We start from the raw sequence: 19,123 nt of genomic DNA on the forward strand, positions 1-19,123 counted from the left end.
GAGGAGTCCTTTTTCTCCATAGCTAAAGCCTTTTGGAACCACCGGCACTGCCGGTGGTTTTCGTTTTACAATAAAAATGGAATGAGGAAACGAAAATTCGTTTCCTCATTCCATTTTTGTTTTTTACGAGTTTTTTACAATCCGCGCAGCACGAGCTGCTCGCGATCCGGGCCGACGCCGATCAGAACGACGGGGATGCCGATGACCTGTTCGATGTGCCGCACATATTCGCGGGCGTTTTCCGGCAGATCTTCGAAGGCGCGCGCCGCCGAAATGTCTTCGCTCCAGCCGGGCAGCGAGTAATACACGGGATCGACTTGAGCCAGCTTGGCGATGGCGGAGGGAAAATCCGCGACGATCTTGTCGCCCACTTTATAAGAATTGCAAACTTTCAGCTCTTTGAAGCCGGTCAGGATATCGAGCTTGGTCAGAGCCAGACAGGTGAAGCCGTTTACCCGCACGGCGTAACGGAGCGCGACGAGATCGAGCCAGCCGCAGCGGCGCGGACGTCCGGTCACGGCGCCGAATTCGCCGCCCTTGCGGCGGATCTCTTCGCCGTCGGGGCCGCAATCCTCCGTCGGGAACGGGCCCGAACCGACGCGGGTCAGATAGGCTTTGGCCACGCCGATGACGCGGTCTACGTACTTCATGCCGATCCCCAGACCGATGCAGCCGCCCGAAGAAACGGGATTGGAGCTCGTCACCATGGGATAGGTGCCGTGGTCGACGTCGAGCAACGTGCCCTGCGCGCCTTCGCACAACACCGTCTGTCCGTTCTCGAGCGCGTTGTATACCTCAAGCGAAACGTCCGCCACATAAGGCGAGAGCTCCTTGCCCCATTGGAACGCCTGCTCATAAATGGGGCCGAGAGCCAACGGTTCTTTGCCGTACACGCCGGTAAGGATCCGGTTCTTCTCGGCCAAAGCGACGCCGAGTTTTTCGCGCAGCACATGTTCGTCCAGGAGGTCTTCCACGCGGATGCCAATGCGCGTGTATTTATCGGCATAGCAAGGACCGATGCCGCGCCCGGTCGTGCCGATCTTATGCTCGCTGTCGCGGGATTCCTCCTGGAGCTGGTCGAAAAGCTTATGGTACGGCATCACCACGTGAGCCGCTCCACTGACGCGAAGGCACGCGCGGTCTTTCCCCCGGGCGCGCAGTTCGCCCAATTCTTTCAGCAGCTGCTCGGGATCGATGACGACGCCGTTGCCGATCACGCAGGTCTTGCCGGGATAAAGCATTCCCGAAGGCAAAAGGCGAAACACGTATTTCTCCCCGTCGACGTACACGGTATGGCCGGCGTTCGCTCCGCCCTGATAACGGGCGAAAACATCCACTCTCGAGCCGATGGAATCGACAACGCGGCCCTTTCCCTCGTCTCCCCATTGAGCACCGATAAGTGCCTCGATCTTGCCCTTCATTGTTTTTCCTCCTTAACAGGCTGCTGCGAATTCCAGATCTCGTCTACCGTCACCAGCTCCACCGGATTCAGGTCAAGTGTGCTCAGGTAGGCCAGAAAAGGGAACGTTTTCTCGCGCGCATGGCAAATCGCGACAGCGTTGCCATATTTTCTCGCCAGATGAAGCGCCGCGTTGAAGCGCGCCTTCATCGTGGGCAAATCCGTTGTCCCATCGATAAACACTTTGTTCTGAGCGGTCGGGATATGATAGTTCCGCGCCGTTTTTTCGGCGACTGTCCTGCCGCTGGTGCGGCTGTCCAGAAAGCCCCACCGGGTCGCCAACAGCGCTTTCATAAAGCGGCGCATTGTCGGCGCGTCGGAAGTCGCTTTTGAACCTCTGTGATTGTTGATGCCGATCGCATGCGGAAAATCTTTCTGCAGCGACGCAAGGTACTCGGCCATTTTCTTTTCCGGCACGTCAATCCCAATAACATAATTGCGTCCGCCGTCCGGATCCCCCAGCGCCTGCATCGGCACGTGCAGCAGAAAAGGCTGCCCCTGTCTGACTGCATATTCGGCGATCTTGTGACCGTGCGGCGTACCGGGAATAATCGCCCACGTCGCGCGCAGTTTCAACTGGGCGATGCGCTCGGCCATGCCGTAATTATAGCCGAAATCATCAATAACAAGGGCCAGACGAGGGCGGGACGCCGCGGCGGGCTTCCCTTTCTTTGGCAGCGCCGCCGACTGGAGCCGCGCCACCCAAGAGGCCGCCACGAGAATCGTTTTCTTCGTCGAGGACAGCGCTTTTTCCAGAGAAAGAAACGCCCCTGGATGCCACAGCCGCTCCTCCGCCGACAAGACGACCGCGTTCTCCGCTTTTCTTGCCTCTCGACGCCGTACGCTCTCTCCATTGTGCATCATGTTCGTAAAAACGCAAACGACGGCAAAGGAGATCACCGCCGCCAGAACCCAGAAGGGATTCTTCATTTGCCAAGAACGGGTTTCTTGTCGGGATTCGAACTCTTATCGTCGCGTTCGCTCTTCACTGCAGCGTCATCGCTGCCCTGATCTGCGGAAATGACGGAAACGTCGGAAGACACGGGCTCAGGGATGGGATCCCTCAGCGTTTCCGGTTTTTCTCCCGCAATCAGTTTCAAGAGCGTCTCTTTCGCTTTGTCCAGCTGGGGATCGCGGGGGCTGGCGTCTTTTGTGGATTTTTCTTCTGACGGCCCGTTTTTCGTTTTCCCATTCGGCGTTCCAGTTCCTTCCGCCTCGCCTTTGTCTCCCTGGCTTGAATCCGCCTTATCGCGATCTTCGTCGCTCCACAGGGATTTCACGTAAATATCGGGAGAAAGCCCGACGTGGTCAATGCGGACTCCCTTCGGAGTGAAATAGCGAGCCGTCGTCACGAACATCCCCGAGCCATCGGAAAGATTGAAGAGGACCTGAACCGATCCCTTGCCAAAACTCTTGGCGCCGATCAGAAGCGTACCGTTGCGGTCGCGCAGAGCGCCGGAGACGATCTCGGAAGCGCTGGCGCTGCCCTCGTTGATCAGCACGACCAAGGGCAATTGAGTCAGGACGCCTTCATGCGCATAGAACTCTTCGTTCGCCGAATCAACGCGCCCCTTCGTCGAAACGACAAGTCCTCCGTCGATAAACAGGTCGCAGATATCGCGCGCTGAGTCGAGCAGACCGCCGCCATTATTCCTGAGATCGAGAATCAATCCCTTCGCTTTTTTGTTTTTGAGATCGATGACGGCCTTGCCCACATCCGGCGCACTGGTCTTGATGAACTGGCGCAGGCGAATGTAACCGATATCGTCGCTGAGGATCTCCGCGTGCACGGTCTCGATCTTGATCGTGTCCCGCACGATCTTGAAATCGATCAGCCTGGCCGTATCGGCGCGACGGATCCCCACGGAGACTTCCGTGCCGGGATCGCCGCGAAGCAGTTTCACAACCTTGTCGAGGTCCCAGCCGATGACGATATCATCGTTCACTCTGACAATTTCGTCCATGGGACGCAGCCCGGCCTTATCGGCGGGCGTTCCTTCAATGGGATTTATGACGAGGATTTTCCCGTCGCGGCTGGCGATATTGATTCCCAAACCGCCAAAGGATCCCTCCAAGGAAGTTTTCTCGTCTTCCAACTGCTGAGGATCGAGAAAACGCGTATATGGGTCTTTCCACGCGCCCAGCATTCCGCGCATGGCCCCATGGACCATTTCACTCTCATCGATGTCGTTGCTTGCCGCATCGACCTGATACGCCTCGACAATAACGCGCGCCTGTTTCAGGAGCCACAGCGAATCAGTCGAGAAAGGAGCGACCTGCGACAATTCCCCCTTGCTGGCGTACACCACGGGGATAAGAGTCATGAGGACCGCGCCGATCAGAATCCCCAGCGCCACATCGCGATATTTTTTCAGTATTTTCATGAGTTCCCCAAAAGGGCTCTTTCTACTCCTTCCACTACAAATATTTCAACGGATTGCGAGCCTCTCCATTCACGCGCACTTCGAAATGGAGATGCGCCCCGGTCGCTACGCCGGTCATGCCGACCCTGCCGATCGTGGCCCCTCTCTTCACGGTGTCCCCTTCATCGACCTGAATCCTGCTCATATGAGCGTAAACAGTGGCGTAACCGCCGCCGTGATCGATGATGACCACTTGGCCGTATCCTCTCATCCACCCCGCAAAGATGACCTCCCCGGGGCCGGCAGTCTTGATCGGCGTTCCCAGAGGAGAGGCGATATCGATGCCCGTATGCTGACGTTTCGTTTTGAACCGAGGATGAACCCGCATCCCGAAGCGGCTTGTCACCTTTCGGTCTGGAACCGGCCAGTCGAACTTGCCGTTGCCTTCGTAAGCGGGAATACGGCCGCCTTTATTTTTCCCCGGTCGAGCGGCAAGGGCCTTCTTCTTAAGGTATTCGGCAATCTTTTTCTGCAGGGCTTTTTCGGCTTCCTCGCTCTCCCGCATCGCCGCTTCGTGGGCTTTTTTATCCTTCTCCACGCGAGCTAAAAGTTCCCTGCGGTGAGCTCCAGCCTGCTTATTGGCCTGTTGTTCCCGCGTGCGCTGTTTATGGCGCTGAGCCAATTGCCCGCGCGTCTGTTGAAGTTTCAATTCGTCGCTTTTCAGAGCCAACTTTTCCGCTTCAAGAGCTTCGATGTCTTTCTCGTCCTGGCGACTCAAACGATTCATGAGATACGTCAGGTTGTTGAGCTCCGCCAGGTCCGCCGCCGAGAGCATCGCGTTCAAATCAGCCGCGCCGCCGTATTTGTAAATAGCGACGCACCGTCTTGAGAGGATATCCTGCAAAGCTCCGATGCGCTTATTATGCTCCTCAATGCTTTCGCCGACCTCTTTGAGTTCCCGCTCGTTCTTTTCGATCTGCAGATCAAGCAGGGCAATCTGCTCCTCGGACTGCTGGACGCGGTGATCGAACACAGACAGTTCGCGCAGATACCCCTTTTCCTTTGCCTTCGCTTCGGCAAGTTCGCGAGTATGATATTGAATGCGTTTGTTCAGCAGATCCAGCTGCTTTTTCTGCTGAGCGATCTTGTCGTCGAGGCTTGACGCGCTCAAGGCCGGAGAGCCGAGAACGAGCGCCACGCAAAGGGAAAGCCAGACGGCTTTTCCTGAGCGCAAGCGGCGTTTCAAGACCGGCAGGACGCAGGTTCTAAAGCGGGGCAGCCGCATTTTTTATGTAATGGCGCACAGCGATAAAGCTGCACAGCCACCCCATCGTCACACCTGCGCAAAGCAGGACCTGATCGAGCAAAACGATCTCTCTCCACTGCAACTGCTGACGCAGAAACGGCAGGACCGCATCGATCGTCCCCATGACATGCAGCTGTCCATAATGCAGCAGGATCACAGCGGCCACAGCGCCTAACAGCCCCAGCAGCATTCCGTTGAGGACGAAGGGAGACGCCACGTATGAGCGGGTCGAGCCGACAAGAAGCATCACCGATATCTCCTGACGCCTTGAATAAATGCCGATGCGAATCGTGTTATAGAAGACCAGGCCGCTCACAAGCATCGCGATCACGAGAACCGTCAGAGCGATTTTGGAAATCAGCGAGGACAGCTTCACCAGACGTTCGGCCAGCGCTCCGGAGTACATCAAGTCGTCGATCTCGCTCATCCCCGAAAGCTGCTTGACGATCGAAGTCACCAGCGGAGCTTGTCTCACCTTGATCTCGATCGTCCAGGGCAAAGGATTGTCTCCCAACAGCGTCACCGCTTTCGACTGGGCGCCCATTTTCGCGCGCAGACGATCCAGCCCCTCCTGAGGGGAGATGTACTTCAGCTCCGCAATGTCACGGTTATCCTTCAAAGCGTCGATAATGTGATGCACCGCTTCCTCCGAGGAAGCATAAGCCTGTATTACCAAGTCGCTCTGGATGTTCACGGCAATTTTGCGGATATTCAGCGCCAGAAGAGAGCTTGCCCCGACAAGAAAAAAGACCGAGGCGGCGGTGACCAGCGTCAGAAGGCTCAAACCCCAGTGACGAAAAAACAGCCGCAGCGTGTCGCGCACAACATACCTATAAGTCCCCACTGATGCTGTACCTCCCTTCCCGCTCGTCGCGGACCAGGCGTCCCATGTGCAGTTCCACCACGCGCTGACGATACGTATCGACCAAGTGCTGATCGTGCGTCGCCACGATCACGGTGGTTCCCGCGGCATGGATGGACAGCAGCAGTTTCATCACGTACTCCGCCGTATGCACGTCCAGGTTGCCGGTCGGTTCGTCCGCCAAAAAGAGGCGCGGCGCATTCACGATCGCCCGCGCGATGGCGACTCTCTGTTGTTCTCCGCCGGAAAGCTGATCGGGCATAAGCCCCCTGCGGTTCCAAAGGCCGACCTTATCGATGACGTCGTCGGTTCTTTCGCGTGCCTCCGCGCGCGGCACCCCGCACACTTCGAGAACAAAGGCCACGTTCTCCCATGCCGTCAGATTCGGCAACAATTTGTAATCCTGAAACACCACGCCGATGTCGCGTCGAAAGTATGGCAGACTGGAAGACGAGAGCCGGCGCAGGTCGATTCCGTCGAGGCTGACCTGTCCTCGTGTCGGCAGCACTTCCCGGGTCAGCATCCGCATCAGCGTCGTTTTTCCGGAACCGGTAGTGCCGATCAGGTATACGAACTCTCCTTCCGAAATGTCCAGATAGATATCGCTGAGGGCCTGGATGTTCGGCGGAAAGATTTTCGTCAGTCCGTTTATGTGGATCTCCATAGCAATGCACCTCCTGTCGCCATTCCCAATCAAAAGCGCCGCTGATTATCATACCACAATCACAAGCGCATTGCCCTTTCGAAGCAGAGGACAAAGTCGGACTGGATCGCCGCGCACGCCGCTTCCAGATCGGCCCGCTTTTGCCATGGGCGGGGAAAGAGGACCCCGCCGCCGTTCCATAGAGTTCCTCCCCAACGCCCGGCGAAATCGGACACTTTCGAATCGTACGGGATCAGCGTGCATGGGACGCCCGCCTTCAGCGAGAGCACGCCAAAGTGAAGGCGCATGCCAAACGCTCCCGCGGCGCCGCTGAAAAGTTTCGACAGCTGTTCAGCGTCGGGATATATAAGCTCGTCGACTCCGCACACGCCGCGTTCCCGGATCTCCCGCATCAGCTGGAGATCGTTCTTGTCCATCGCGACTCCGACGGTTTTCAGTTTCCCGGCAGGAGACGAACGGGCGTAAGCCCTCGCGGCTTCGTACTCCAGCTCCCCGTCATGACGGCGGAAATTTACGAGGAAATATTCGGGGCGCCGGCTCTCTCTCCCGAAAGGAAGCGCCAGGGCCAGATCGTCCGAAAGAAGGCACTGTCCGTTGAGAAAAGTCTGCGAGTGAAGATCCCGGACCGAAACGACCTCGCAGCTTCGGAAGGCGTCTTGGGCCAAAAGGCGATTGATCCGGCGCGACAGCGGGCCGATGGACTGGCCGACCGCCCATGTTTTGCAGCCGCAGAGTTTGGCCAATCTAACTACCGTCCAATAATACCACGGACTGCGAAAACTGGAACTGTCCTGAAAAATTCCGCCGCCGCCGAGCAGCAAAGTCTCGCTGAGCCTCAAAGCCCGGACAACATCCCGGCGGGACCAGCGGTCGATTGGATAAACGCGATGCTGTTCCGCGCTTTTTTTCGGTTCTCCCGACAGCATGGCGATCTCGCGTTCCTTCAGGCCGCAGTTTTTCAGAAGCCGAATGGTCGCGGCCGCCAGCAGCTCGTCGCCGAGATTTCCCATGCCGTAATAGCCGCAGAGCAGAACTTTCCAGCGGCGCGTCATTTTACAAGAGACTGCGCAGCCGCCGGAAGAGCGGCCGCCCCATGCGTACGCCGACAAACAGGACGAGGCTGCCCAGCACCAGGCCGATCCACCATCCGTTGAAGCCCCGAAGCAACGTCAAAGGCAAGGGCGTATGGAAATGGCAGAAGCTGTTCACCGCGGAGGAGAAAGCCAGCGTCGCGGCCAGGCGAAGGATTTCCCGCCAATGAGCCCACATTTCCTGACGTTTTAGATAGTACCAGACGACCAGGGCTGGATAGCCGATGAGAAATTCCTTGGTCCTGGGACGGGCGCCGAGGATTTTCTCAAGCCAGTCGCGGAACATGATCTCGGACGTTCCGACGAACCCGTAATTTCCGCTGCGCAGCAGCATTACTGCGGCGCCCAGCAGCAGCGTTCCCGCCAGCACGATTTCGCCCCAAAGCGGCGGCCGCGACAAAATCTCGGGCAATGATTCGGGATGTTCGCGCTTATGCACGTCGATCAGCAGAATGAGGAGCAGCGGAAGGAGCAAGCTCAGCTTGACGCCGCTGAACGTGCTCAGGCGATACATATAGAGAGGCACGGAAAAACGGCCGGCGATCACGAGACCGCCGACAAGCACGAGCAGAAAACCTTCAACCGCCCCGCGCAGGGGCACCTTCCAGCGATCCATGGCCAACAGCGAAGCTTCCGCCGCCAGGAACCCGGCGGCAAACGCTCCGCCAAGTCGGGAAAGGATTCCCGCGTACAAAGAGCACACGCCCAGGACGACGGCCGTCGCCGCAAGGACGCCCAAAAAACGTTTCCGAGAAAGGAGCGACATGTCGAAATAACGCTCGACATATCTCGCCAGCAGCAGCAAAAACAAAATCTGCAGAGCGATCGCCGAAAAAAACGAATTGATCCATGGGCTGGACGGAGCGGGGGCCGGCCACAGACGCTTGAAGCCGTTTCCGTCGAGACGCGCCCGCAGAGCCTTGACGTCCTCGCAATATTCGGCAAGCTGAGGCGCAACGGCGCGCAAAGGATCCGCGCGGAGCACCAGAAGCCGCACTTCTCTCTCCTCTGCGGCGCGGTAAAAGCGATTCAGCATAATGGGGCGGATGATATTCCTTTTCAGGACTTCCTCGCGATCCACGGCATGCAGCGACACGACGTTCGGCCAGGCGGCAGCGACCTGTCTGGCCGCTCCGTACTGCCGCGAGAATTCTACCTGCGCCATCAGCAAACCGCGTTCCTTGACAAAGCTGCCCAGTCGTTCCGTATCAGGGTAAGTTGTGGCAATTTCTCCGGTGGGACAGAGGACCTTGACGCTGGAGAAATTGTCGCAGACAAACGTCAAGCTCTCCTCAAGCCCTTCCCCCGAGCTGCCCACACTGGGCGACGGCGCGAAAACCAACGGCACGCCGGCCGCCGAAAGGTACTGCATGGAACGCAGATCGGGCAGGACGCCCGCTTTTTCCAGCTGCACATAAGGACGCGGGATCCTGAAATAGACGGTCCGCCCCTCAGCGACGCGCTCTCCGCTCTTGAAGCGTCTCTTTAAATATTCTTGCTGCAGTTCCGCCAGCGCCGGATCCCTGAGAATGACGACGGTCCCCGAGGGATAAGAAAAACTCCTGAGGACTGAATCGGGCACGTCGGCTGCCGGAACCGCCGTTACCTGATCGACGGCCCCCTTGACGAGATCTTCCGCCGTGCACTCGGGCACCATGAACGCAGAAATTCCCGCCTCCATCAGCGCCGCAAATCTATTCTGCCCCTCTTCCGCGTTTAAGGAATGAAGTTCCATCAGGTCAAACACAAGCAGCGCAGAACGGTTCGCATGCTCTTGAAACAACCGCCACATGAGAGACGGTATGGCAAGCGCCAATGCCGCGAACAGACAATAAACAAATACCCTTGCGTCATTTTTAGTTTTCGTCATCATGAAGACACCTCCCAGAGTTGATTTAAAGAAAACCCCAACTCTTCCATCATAGAGCCGAACAGACACACCGGGAACCCCACGACCGTCGAGTAATCTCCGTGGATCGCCCGCGCGAAAAGACCGCCCAACCCCTGAATCGCATAGCCGCCAGCCTTGCCGAAAGGTTCGCCGGTCGCAACATAGCTCTTTATGACCGAGGCGGTCAGTTCCCTGAACTGCACCTTCGTACACTCGTACCGACAGAGTCGGCGCCTCTTCCAGAACAGCGCCAGGCCGGTGTACACCGCGTGCTCCCTGCCCGAAAGAGACGAGAGCATGGCAAAAGCTTCCGCGCCGTTGTGCGGCTTGCCGTAAATTTCCGCTCCCAGAGACACCACCGTGTCGGACGCGATGATCAATGCCTGCGGATATTTCACGGCAAGGGATTGCCCTTTCAATTCGGAAAGCCTCATGACCAAGCGCGCGGGAGACTCGCCGGCCATCCTCTCTTCGGCAACATCGGCGGGAATGACGTCGAAGCTCAGGCCGATTTTTTCAAGGAGTTCCTTGCGCCGGGGGCTTGCCGACGCGAGGATCACGTGAACATCTCTGATGCGCATGAATCAAAGCCAGAGCAGCGCGACAAGTCCCAGCGCTCCGCAGTACAGAGCGAAAATCCACCAGCGCCCGCGAAGGATCGTGCGATGGAGCACATACAACGCTATCAATCCGGAGACAAAGGCAAGCAGCGCGCCATAAAGCCAGCCTTCGGGAAGGGATACGCCCGCCCCGGCGGCATGGCGCAGTTCAAGCACTGCCGCGCCCGTTATGGCCGGGAGAGAAAGCAAAAACGAAAAGCGAAACGCTTCCGCCGCGCTTAAGCCGCATAGAACGCCTGCAACCAACGTCGCTCCCGAACGCGAGATACCGGGGATCACCGCGATTCCTTGAGCGATGCCGACAATAAGGCCGATGGAAACGCAAATTTTACGCGTGCCGGCGGGAACGACCGCAAGGATCAGCATCAAGACGCCTGTCACCAAAAGCGCACCGCCGACGCCCGCCATCGAAGCGCCGATTCTCTCCACGAAGGGCTTCAGCAGCAGACCGATGATCGCCGTGGGAACGGATCCGAAGATGACGGCCCAGCCGAAATACCATCCGTCTGATTTCTGTCCGACCGGCATTCTGAAACCGCGAAAGAATTCGAAAAGCATCCGCACAATGTCTGTGCCGAAATAAACCAGCGTAGAACAGACCGTAGCCACATGCAGTACCAGATCGAACGCCAGTCCCGCCTCGCCGTTCCCCGTCACATGCTGAAATATCGCCAAGTGCGCGGAGCTGCTGACCGGCAGATACTCGGTCAATCCCTGCAACACGCCTTGCGAAAGGCTGGAAATAAATGGAGTCATCACTTTCACCCGTTTCACAGAATTTATCCGCCAGAAAATTCGTTCAGAGCCTAAAAGCTCTGAACGAATCTCAATGTCTCGTTATAACCTTGCGATCAACGGAATCACAGCGGAGGCGCTGCGCATGTACTTCCTCAGCAGCTCCTTGCATCGCAGGGAAATCTGCTTTTTCAAAAGCTCGTCGTCTTCCAAAGCCTCGCGTTTCAAAGCGCGGCGGACGGCTTCGGAAAACTCCTGACGCATCCCTTCCGCGTCCTTGAAATGGATCTGGCCGTAACTCTCGAAACAAGGCTCGCCGACAAGACGTCCTTTCTTGTCAAGCGTGATCGAGACCACGAGGACCCCGTTCTCCGAAAGTTCCTGACGTTCCTTCAGGATCGAGCCTTCCTTCTCCCCCAGCGCCATACCGTCTACCAGCACGGCGCCGGCCGGCGCTTTGCTTTTGACCCCGGCCGAATTCCGCGTGATGGAAAGGATGTCGCCATTGTTCATGATGAAAACATTTTTTTCGGGGATCCCCACTTCTTCGGCCAGCTGCGAGTGGCGGATCTGCATGCGATATTCGCCGTGAACGGGAACGAAATATCGAGGCTTCACCATGCTGAGAAGCATTTTCAGCTCTTCTCTGGAGGCGTGTCCGGAAACATGCAGCCCCGCCTCCCTGCCGTACAGGACTTCGCATCCCAGTTCAAAAAGTCTGTTGATGGTGTTGCTGACCAATTTTTCGTTGCCGGGAATGGGATTGGCGAAAAGGGCCACCACATCCTTGCTGTCAAGCTTGACTCGATGATGAGCGCCTTTGCTCATCAAAACAAGCCCGGAAAAGGGTTCTCCCTGACTGCCGGTCGTCATCACGACAAGATGGGAATCGTTGTAAGAATCCATCTCGGCAAGAGGGACGACGGTCTCGGGATCAGCCTTTATATAGCCCAGACGTATTGCCAGCTCGACGTTGTTGACCATGCTGCGCCCGGCGAAGACGACCTTCCTGTTGAAGCGCGCCGCCGCGTCAAGGACCAGCTGGACGCGATGAAGGTTGCTGGCGAAAGCGGAAATGATGACGCGCCGGTTGCGGTAGGTACGGAAAAGATTGTCGATGGACCCGATCAACGACTTTTCGGATTTTGTAAAACCTTCGCGTTCAGCATTCGTGGAGTCGGAAGCCATGAGCAGCACGCCCTTCCGCCCCAGTTCGGCGAAAGCGGCGTAATCGGTGACGTGTTCGTCGACAGGCGTGGGATCGAACTTGAAATCGCCCGTATGGAGCACGACGCCGAGGGGGGTCTCGACGGCGATCCCCAAAGCGTCGGGGATCGAGTGACAGACGGAAATGAACGTAACCTTGAAAACGCCAAGCGCAACGGTTTCTCCGGCCTTGACCTCCACCAGCCGCGGCTTGTACCGCGGCGCGGCTTCCAGCATCTTCCCCTCGATCATGCCCAGAGTAAGCTTGGCGCTGTACACGGGGACGTCCAGCTTGGGCAGCACGAACGGCAGCGCGCCGATATGGTCCTCATGCCCATGGGTGATCAGGATGCCGCGGATTTTTTTTCGATTTTCTTCGAGATAGGAGATGTCGGGAATGACAAAGTCGATGCCCAGCATCTCCTCATCGGGAAACATCAGACCGGCATCGATCACCACAATGTCATTTTCGTACTCTATGGCGTACATGTTCTTGCCGATCTCCCCCAGGCCGCCCAGAGGAATAAACTTCAGCGTTTCAGTCGGCGCGGAGGCGATCTTTCTTCTGCGGGCATAGGCTGCGCGTGAGACGTTCATTGCCGTCCCCTTTTCGCTGATCGTGCGCCGGCTGTACGTCCCTTTGGTGCCCTTTCTCTGGGGCGACGCCGTTGCGGGCTGCGTTGATATTGCACTCTTCGAATTATTTTTCATCTCAACATTCCTTGTCTATGATTTTTGCGATGGCTCTCGCAATGAAAGAACAATTCTGCTAGAATAGTATTGTATAAGGCATCTTTGCATTTCAATCTTTCTTTCCCCAACTGGAGGTATAAAAGTGGCAGAACACAAGCACAACGACGACGCTGTTTTAATGACTCAGGAAGGCTATGACAAACTGAGCACCGAATTAAAACAGCTCAGAAGCGAAGAACGTTATAAAATCGCCCGCAGGATCGAAGAGGCCCGTTCTTTCGGCGATCTCAGCGAAAATGCCGAATATGCCGCGGCCAAGGACGACCAGGCAAAACTCGAAGGCAAGATCCAAGTCATGGAATATCAGCTTTCACGCGCCAAAATCATCGATTCGGCCAGTTTGGACAATTCGCACGTTTCGGTGGGAACGACCGTGACCATCATGGATATCACCCACAACAAGGAGTTCGTCTACTCCATTGTCAGCTCGGAAGAATCCGATCCGGAAAAGGGTCTCATTTCTTCCGTGAGCCCCGTAGGGCGAGCCCTGATGAACAAAAGGGTGGGCGACGAAGTGCCCGTCAAGGTCCCGATGGGAATCCGCAAGCTCAAGATTCGCAAGATCAAAGTCAAATAGTTCCAACGGCCCAACTCTTTGCGGACCGCGATATAAAAACGCCGAGAGGCTCAGCATGATGGGCTGTGCCTCTTTTCTATTATATCCCACTCGTTTCCGTTTGTGCAATTTTTGGAGCAAGAAAGTACGCCGCTTCGCGTCGTTTTTCAGATTTCATCGATCGCAAACGATAAATCAGGCCATGCCGGTACAGCTCAACCGGCATGGCCTGATTTATCGTTTCTGTACAAAGCTCTCTCTAGACATCGAATTCAGGCATCGCGATCTCCGCGTTTTCCGCCTGTTCCGTGCCGTCCTTTTCCATAAGGGTCGGTTTATAGCGCTGCCGGCGCACAGCCAAACCGCCGGGACGCCCAAAGGGATTGCTCAAGTTCTCGTTGCCGATCTTGAACCGGCTGTCGGGGAACGCCGTGATGGCAAAGGATAACGTGATCCAGTCGTTGTTGTTGCTGTCCGTCAGATCGTCGTTCACCGTCAGCTCCCAACGCGTACAGCAGCTGTTGTCGTAAGTCAGGATGTACCCCATGGAAGACAGTTCATTCTTATTGCCGGTCAGATCAAAAACTCCCTGTACCGCAAACGTAAGAGAAGGCCCGATCTTTACGCCCACGCGCTGATAAAAGGTGTCCGTATCATAATTGCGGTCCCAACCGTTGCCAAACGCGGAACGCCCCGACACCCTTTTCTGCTCGAATGCAGAGCCGATCTCAAAGCCGCCGCAAGATGCCCTGACGCCCAATGTCCCGATCGTCACGATCTGGCGGTCGCTGCCGTCGTTCTTATAGCCGTAATTCCAGTAGTCGCCTTTGAAGAAGGGAGAGACGGTCCAGGCGCCGAGCCGAAAGGGATATTCGGTGTAATAATCGATCCCCCAGCCGTAACGCTCGATAAAATCGCCCTGATACCCTTTTCGATCGACTCCCGTTTCCTGAAATCTCCCCCAGTTTCCCTTGAAGCGAGCATATTGAGAGAAGTCGCCAATATGAAGTCCGACCCAGGGGGAGGTCAGTTCCACTTCCGGGTCGCGCCAAAGCGTCGTTTCATATTCTTTCTGACCAGGCTTTCTTATGATCGAACGTTTTTCCCTCTGAGCCCAGCCGATGTCCATGGCCCAGCCGGAACGCGCCAGCGCCGCCCCCCAGAAGGGACGGGACTTGGTCTCGTCCGTATTGCTGTCGTACTGATGATTGTCTCCCGCATACAGAGACAGCCACGGGGCCACCTGTTGATCGACGCGCGCCTGATACTCGAACATGCCTTCCTGCCAGATCCCCGCCCCGAGGGCAAGCTGTCCGGCGTCCCAGGAAAAGGTCGAACGCGCTTCCAGTCCCAAGTGTTTGTCGCTGTCATAGTTCGGCATGATCGTCACGACGTTTTTCGCTTTTGGCTTTTGATTGACGACCATATTGAACGGCATCGTGAACAGATACGCAGAACCTGCATAAACCCGGGGATGATGAAGCACGATATACTTCCCCGGCACCATGACGATTTTCTTGGAACGAAGCAAATAATGGGGGTGATCCTGCTTGCAGGTCGTATATGAAGCGCTGTTCCAACGCACGACAGCGCTGTCCGGAGCGCTTCCCCGCAGATACTTTCCCCGCAGCCATTTTTTCTCGTGGGCCGTCTGCGGATCCGCAACTTCGACGCGCGCTCCCTTGATGTAAACGGCACCGTAAGGAACTTTCGACGATCCTTCGGCTCCTTCGAGATATCCTGTCGAATCATTCAGATGATACTCAAGAAAGTCGCCCGCCAACGTGTCCGCATTTTGACGCTGGACTTTGATTTTCTTTCCGGCAGAGGCAAACGCTCTGATCACATTCGTCTCCGAATCCAGCGTCACCCGATCCGCGCGGAACACCAGATCGGTATAACGCACCACGGCGTGACCTCGCGCGGTGGCAAGATGATTGACTTCGTCAAACTCGATGCCGTCCGCCTCGAGGACGACAGGCAGCGTGTCCGTGACCTCAGGCAGCTTTTTCTGCGCCGCCCAAACGTCATTCGTCGGCGCCAGCAGAGAAAAAGCGAGCACGAGCCCCCCGAGACACGTCGAATATTTCGTCATTCACTCCACCACCGTATGCATCCATCTTTGACACATATTTTGCGTTGTCCGTCCATAACCGCATTCTTGCAGACCAACGTATAAACGTCGCCGCTTACGGTCACTCCCCGAGGGAAATTCCACACGTCGTTTTTTTGCTCCCAGCGAGCTTCCGGCGTCTTCCACTCGAAAGGATGCTCAGGGCGCTGCCATATTCCGTCGGCATCGCGCAACGTCAACGTACCGTTTTCATGATCGTAGGTTCCGTTGGGGGCGTTGATCGTGCGCAGACCGGATGGCCCCATGATCTGGCTTGAGATTTTGTTCAAATGTTCCACAGGATGGTCACGCACAACTTTCTCCGCGCTGATCCTCCACTGGTCTTTGCCGACGTTGCGAACCGCGGTAACGCCGCCTATTTCCCAGCTCAATTCCTTGCCGGTATCGACAAGGGCCCCGATCACATCGAGATCGCGTCTCAGAGCTCTTCCCCAGAGGGCTAGTGCAAGCGCAACGAATACGACGACCAGGGCTCTTATACAATTCCGCCGCACATGACCATTCCTTTCCAAAGTCCCTTACTGTTTAGAGGTTGTCAATCTCGGTCGCCTTTTTAGGGGGCTCCGCGGCGTCCTCCACTTTCGTTTTTTCTTCGTTCACTTTCTGCAGATTCACGGTTTTGCCGCTCAGGACATCGACATATTTATCGTTCGCCAACGCTCCCAAAGAGGCAGGGATCGGATATGCAGGTACCGAGACGCTTTTTTCGGTTTCAGAGTACATGATGGCCCCCGCCGGCACTTCTTTGGCGTTGCCGCGGATAAAGAATCCGCCCGCCAGCCCCAACGGCCCCAATGCAAGTGCGCCCACAAGGCTCGTTCCCGCCGCCGCCGCATAACTGGCCTCAAACTCCGTCGCCTTTTTGGAGGCTTCGCCTTCGCTCAGGGGCAAAATCGGATCCCCCAGCGTCTTCAAAGACTTCACCGAGATCCGGATCTCCGACGGGCGGCCAAAACTGCGCGGTTTTTTGACTGACGTGACGATCCCTTCCGCGGGGGCTCCCACAGGCGCGACGAGTCTATGGTTCACGATAAGATTATGCGTGAGTTTCAGCAAAACCCGATCGCCCTTTTTGGTGACGGAAGGTTTCAAGGTTTCCATCAGCTGCAGGCGGACGACCGTTCCTGCGGGAACCTCGACGGGCTCGGAAGCGACGGGATCGGAGACGACCATACCGAGCACTCGTTCCACCCGCATCGCCATGGGTTTGTCTTCCATGGAGCTTCCTTCGAGTCTTTTTTCAACAACGGGAATCCGCTCGATAAGCGGCTTATCGGCATTATTAGAAATCTCAAGGCCCCATTCGGCCACGCTCATCTTGTACAGAAGCGACGGCTGCCCTTCGGTTCCCTTCTCAAGGTAATCGACATGAGCTGACTCGCGCTCCGCCAACGTGCCTTGCAGTTTCGTGCCGTAAAGATCCTTCTCTACGCTGTCGAGCCTCGAAATCAGACCGCCTGAACGCACTGAACCATAAATCGCGTTTTCCAGACGATCGATCTGTTTCGCCGCCGTCGTGTCCGTAGCAGCGCCCGCGGCGCTTCCCAGAAGACTGCACAAAAGTAAAACGATTCCTACTTTTTTCATGTCACTCGCTCCTCTTGTCTTTCACTGTTTTCAGCGCAGATAACTCATCGGGTTCGTCGGACTGTCGCTGCGGCGGACTTCGAAATGGACATGCGGCCCCGTAGCGCGCCCGCTCGACCCCACTGTGGCGATCACGGTCCCTTTTTTCACGTTCTGCCCCTTGCGGGTCATCAACGACTGGCAGTGGCCGTACAAAGTCGTATACGTGCTGTCATGACGGATAATGACCGTCCGTCCATAACCGTTCATCCAGCCGGAGAAAATAACCTGGCCTCCCCGCGAAGCGCGTATGGGAGTATGCCGGGGCGCGCGTATGTCTATGCCGGCGTGGAAAAGCCTGGCACGTCGGATCGGATGCCGGCGCCAGCCGAACGGACTGGAGATTTTTCCCACCACCGGCCAGGAAAAACGGCCCGCCGCTCCGCTGGCGGCTTTGGCAACGGGAGGGGCCGTGCGCGACATGCCGCCGCCGCTCGAACTGCCTCGATATACGGCAATGGACCGGCTTGCGCCGGGGATAAATACCTCTTGACCGGCGTTCAGTTCCACCTTGTCGGCCAATCCGTTCGCCATGCGGATCGCTCTCTCGGCGACGCCGTACTTTTTTGCAAGCGCGTTCAAAGTCTGCCCTTTGGCAATCTTGACGCTCAATCCGTCCTGATTGGGAATGCGCAGGACAACGCCGGGAGAAAGACGATCCGGCGTGCGGAGGATATTGGTTCCATAAAGAGAATCGATGCTGAGATTATTCGCGCTGGCAATGGTCCACAGAGAGTCGCCCGGCTTTACCGTGTACTTCCGGTATTTTACCGGATCAGCTCTCTGTTTGGAAGCGAGTTTTTCCTCGGTGCGGCTCTTTTGTTCTTCCAAGACGTCTTCCAGCAAGTCTTCCGTGCGCGGAATCAAGAGGACCTGTCCCAACGAAAGCCGGTCAGGATTGCTGATGCTGTTGGCCTTGCTGATCGTCGCGACAAGAATCCCGTACTTCCGCGAGATGTCGACCATCCGCTCGCCCTGGCCGACGGTGTGCTCCAGCCAAGGACGCTCGTCAATATCTTCGTCCATCTCGTCTTTCTCGCCCAGCAGCCGGACAATGACGCTGCCGTCGTCGGTTTTCTGATTGCTCAGCTCCGAAAGGGACAACGTCATAAAAGGATCGTGCACCGGCAACGGCTGGTCAAAAGACCGATCTTCATTCATCGCGGGAAGGATCGCCAGCCTTCCGCCGCCAAGAGGGTCTTCCTCGGGAACGACCTCATCCAGCATCAGGCCGCTCTCTTCAAATTCAGGAGAATCCGGAAGCAGCGGCGAGATAACGCCGCTGGTATTTTCCCGCTCAAGCTGGACCATCTGCCCCTGAGCCAGAGCCGCACGCGCTTCAAGAGAAGGGAAAAAAGCGGAAAGCGGAAAATCTTTATAGTCGGGCAAATCTTCGGCTTTGAAAACTGCCAGAGAGATCACGCCGGCCGTCGCCAAAATCATCGAACCCATCAAGCTCCAAAAAACTCTGCGGCTGTTTTTTTTATCCAAGCGGTCCAAGAGCACTCGTCAACTCCTCACCTTTCTCAAGGCCCAATCACACAGAATGTTCGTTCTGCATCAGGAAAGCCATAACACAACTCCATTATAACGCACCCATTATACCTGTTTCGGACAGTGAATTCATCTGTTTCCGACAAAAATTTTCAGCAGCCCCGTTTCGCGCTGCAAACGCGCTGGAGGCGCGCGCCTGGGAGCTTCCGCTGCGCGCGACGCGCACAACTTCAGCATCGCCGCGGCTGCCTTCCGAGCAAAGATTTTCTTGATGATTTCAGGCGGCCGCCGGACGCAGCGAAACTACTCGCGCGGGGCTTCCCGCAATCCTTTCATGGCGGTCGGTTTCCGCTCGCTCCGTTA

At 56.7% G+C, this 19,123-nt stretch carries 16 protein-coding genes; 1 reads left to right on the forward strand and 15 read right to left on the reverse strand.

Annotation, left to right across the window (positions count from 1 at the left end; translation table 11 throughout):
* Positions 1–134: 134 nt before the first annotated feature.
* The 11 genes from D7D26_RS08320 to D7D26_RS08370 all read right to left on the reverse strand — a co-directional run bounded on the left by D7D26_RS08320 (position 135) and on the right by D7D26_RS08370 (position 12,794).
* Entirely contained in the window at positions 135–1,421 is a 1,287-nt protein-coding gene (locus D7D26_RS08320) for an adenylosuccinate synthase (protein WP_120372739.1), read from the reverse strand.
* Positions 1,418–2,359: a divergent polysaccharide deacetylase family protein gene (locus D7D26_RS08325; protein ID WP_158606314.1), complete on the reverse strand. Its 942-nt coding sequence runs from the start codon at positions 2,357–2,359 to the stop codon at positions 1,418–1,420. Before D7D26_RS08325 ends, D7D26_RS08320 begins: the two co-directional genes overlap by 4 nt.
* Positions 2,360–2,385: 26 nt before the next feature.
* Positions 2,386–3,843, reverse strand: a complete 1,458-nt coding sequence (locus D7D26_RS08330) for a S41 family peptidase (RefSeq protein ID WP_078015177.1) — start codon at positions 3,841–3,843, stop codon at positions 2,386–2,388.
* Positions 3,844–3,877: 34 nt separating this feature from the next.
* Positions 3,878–4,855 (reverse strand): murein hydrolase activator EnvC family protein, encoded by a 978-nt coding sequence (locus D7D26_RS08335; protein ID WP_158606315.1) that lies wholly within the window; start codon positions 4,853–4,855, stop codon positions 3,878–3,880.
* Positions 4,856–5,087: 232 nt separating this feature from the next.
* Complete coding sequence (locus tag D7D26_RS08340) at positions 5,088–5,972, reverse strand: cell division protein FtsX (RefSeq protein ID WP_078015179.1); 885 nt, start codon at positions 5,970–5,972, stop codon at positions 5,088–5,090.
* On the reverse strand, positions 5,959–6,654 hold the full coding sequence (locus D7D26_RS08345; RefSeq protein ID WP_078015180.1) for a cell division ATP-binding protein FtsE: 696 nt from the start codon (positions 6,652–6,654) through the stop codon (positions 5,959–5,961). The genes D7D26_RS08340 and D7D26_RS08345 overlap by 14 nt, the downstream gene beginning before the upstream one ends.
* A 59-nt stretch (positions 6,655–6,713) precedes the next feature.
* Positions 6,714–7,706 (reverse strand): polysaccharide pyruvyl transferase family protein, encoded by a 993-nt coding sequence (locus D7D26_RS08350; RefSeq protein ID WP_120372741.1) that lies wholly within the window; start codon positions 7,704–7,706, stop codon positions 6,714–6,716.
* 1 nt (position 7,707) lies between these two features.
* Positions 7,708–9,618 (reverse strand): DUF5693 family protein, encoded by a 1,911-nt coding sequence (locus D7D26_RS08355; protein WP_342447427.1) that lies wholly within the window; start codon positions 9,616–9,618, stop codon positions 7,708–7,710.
* The gene (locus D7D26_RS08360) at positions 9,615–10,217 is read right to left on the reverse strand and encodes a Maf family protein (protein ID WP_120372743.1); all 603 of its coding nucleotides are present in this window, start codon (positions 10,215–10,217) and stop codon (positions 9,615–9,617) included. The genes D7D26_RS08355 and D7D26_RS08360 overlap by 4 nt, the downstream gene beginning before the upstream one ends.
* Before the next feature lie 3 nt (positions 10,218–10,220).
* A complete protein-coding gene (locus D7D26_RS08365) occupies positions 10,221–11,030 on the reverse strand; it encodes an undecaprenyl-diphosphate phosphatase (RefSeq protein ID WP_233543509.1) in 810 nt (269 codons plus the stop codon).
* A gap of 63 nt (positions 11,031–11,093) precedes the next feature.
* Complete coding sequence (locus D7D26_RS08370) at positions 11,094–12,794, reverse strand: ribonuclease J (protein ID WP_233543510.1); 1,701 nt, start codon at positions 12,792–12,794, stop codon at positions 11,094–11,096.
* Positions 12,795–13,032: 238 nt separating this feature from the next.
* Here D7D26_RS08370 and greA point away from each other — a divergent pair, with 238 nt between their 5' ends.
* Positions 13,033–13,527, forward strand: coding sequence for a transcription elongation factor GreA (gene greA, locus D7D26_RS08375; protein WP_078015186.1), 495 nt, complete (start codon positions 13,033–13,035; stop codon positions 13,525–13,527).
* 238 nt (positions 13,528–13,765) lie between these two features.
* Here the strand turns inward: greA and D7D26_RS08380 are convergent, their stop codons facing one another.
* The 4 genes from D7D26_RS08380 to D7D26_RS08395 form a co-directional block, all read right to left on the reverse strand.
* Positions 13,766–15,601, reverse strand: a complete 1,836-nt coding sequence (locus tag D7D26_RS08380) for a hypothetical protein (RefSeq protein WP_120372744.1) — start codon at positions 15,599–15,601, stop codon at positions 13,766–13,768.
* Positions 15,598–16,044: a hypothetical protein gene (locus D7D26_RS08385; RefSeq protein ID WP_143521858.1), complete on the reverse strand. Its 447-nt coding sequence runs from the start codon at positions 16,042–16,044 to the stop codon at positions 15,598–15,600. The genes D7D26_RS08380 and D7D26_RS08385 overlap by 4 nt, the downstream gene beginning before the upstream one ends.
* Positions 16,045–16,165: 121 nt before the next feature.
* Complete coding sequence (locus D7D26_RS08390; protein ID WP_120372745.1) at positions 16,166–17,227, reverse strand: hypothetical protein; 1,062 nt, start codon at positions 17,225–17,227, stop codon at positions 16,166–16,168.
* 30 nt (positions 17,228–17,257) lie between these two features.
* Positions 17,258–18,718, reverse strand: coding sequence for a LysM peptidoglycan-binding domain-containing M23 family metallopeptidase (locus D7D26_RS08395; RefSeq protein ID WP_147413061.1), 1,461 nt, complete (start codon positions 18,716–18,718; stop codon positions 17,258–17,260).
* Between the last annotated feature and the right edge of the window lie 405 nt (positions 18,719–19,123).

Origin of the sequence: Pyramidobacter sp. CG50-2, from assembly GCF_003612005.1 — a bacterium.
Taxonomy (GTDB): Bacteria; Synergistota; Synergistia; order Synergistales; family Dethiosulfovibrionaceae; genus Pyramidobacter.

Excerpts from the sequence above, each read along its gene's own strand:
- D7D26_RS08350 (WP_120372741.1), bottom strand. The coding sequence starts at position 7,706 with ATGACGCGCCGCTGGAAAGTTCTGCTCTGCGGCTATTACGGCATGGGA.
- D7D26_RS08395 (WP_147413061.1), bottom strand. The coding sequence starts at position 18,718 with ATGGGTTCGATGATTTTGGCGACGGCCGGCGTGATCTCTCTGGCAGTT.
- D7D26_RS08320 (WP_120372739.1), bottom strand. The coding sequence starts at position 1,421 with ATGAAGGGCAAGATCGAGGCACTTATCGGTGCTCAATGGGGAGACGAG.
- D7D26_RS08370 (WP_233543510.1), bottom strand. The coding sequence starts at position 12,794 with ATGAACGTCTCACGCGCAGCCTATGCCCGCAGAAGAAAGATCGCCTCC.
- D7D26_RS08380 (WP_120372744.1), bottom strand. The coding sequence starts at position 15,601 with ATGACGAAATATTCGACGTGTCTCGGGGGGCTCGTGCTCGCTTTTTCT.
- D7D26_RS08355 (WP_342447427.1), bottom strand. The coding sequence starts at position 9,618 with ATGATGACGAAAACTAAAAATGACGCAAGGGTATTTGTTTATTGTCTG.
- D7D26_RS08330 (WP_078015177.1), bottom strand. The coding sequence starts at position 3,843 with ATGAAAATACTGAAAAAATATCGCGATGTGGCGCTGGGGATTCTGATC.
- D7D26_RS08360 (WP_120372743.1), bottom strand. The coding sequence starts at position 10,217 with ATGCGCATCAGAGATGTTCACGTGATCCTCGCGTCGGCAAGCCCCCGG.
- D7D26_RS08345 (WP_078015180.1), bottom strand. The coding sequence starts at position 6,654 with ATGGAGATCCACATAAACGGACTGACGAAAATCTTTCCGCCGAACATC.
- D7D26_RS08390 (WP_120372745.1), bottom strand. The coding sequence starts at position 17,227 with ATGAAAAAAGTAGGAATCGTTTTACTTTTGTGCAGTCTTCTGGGAAGC.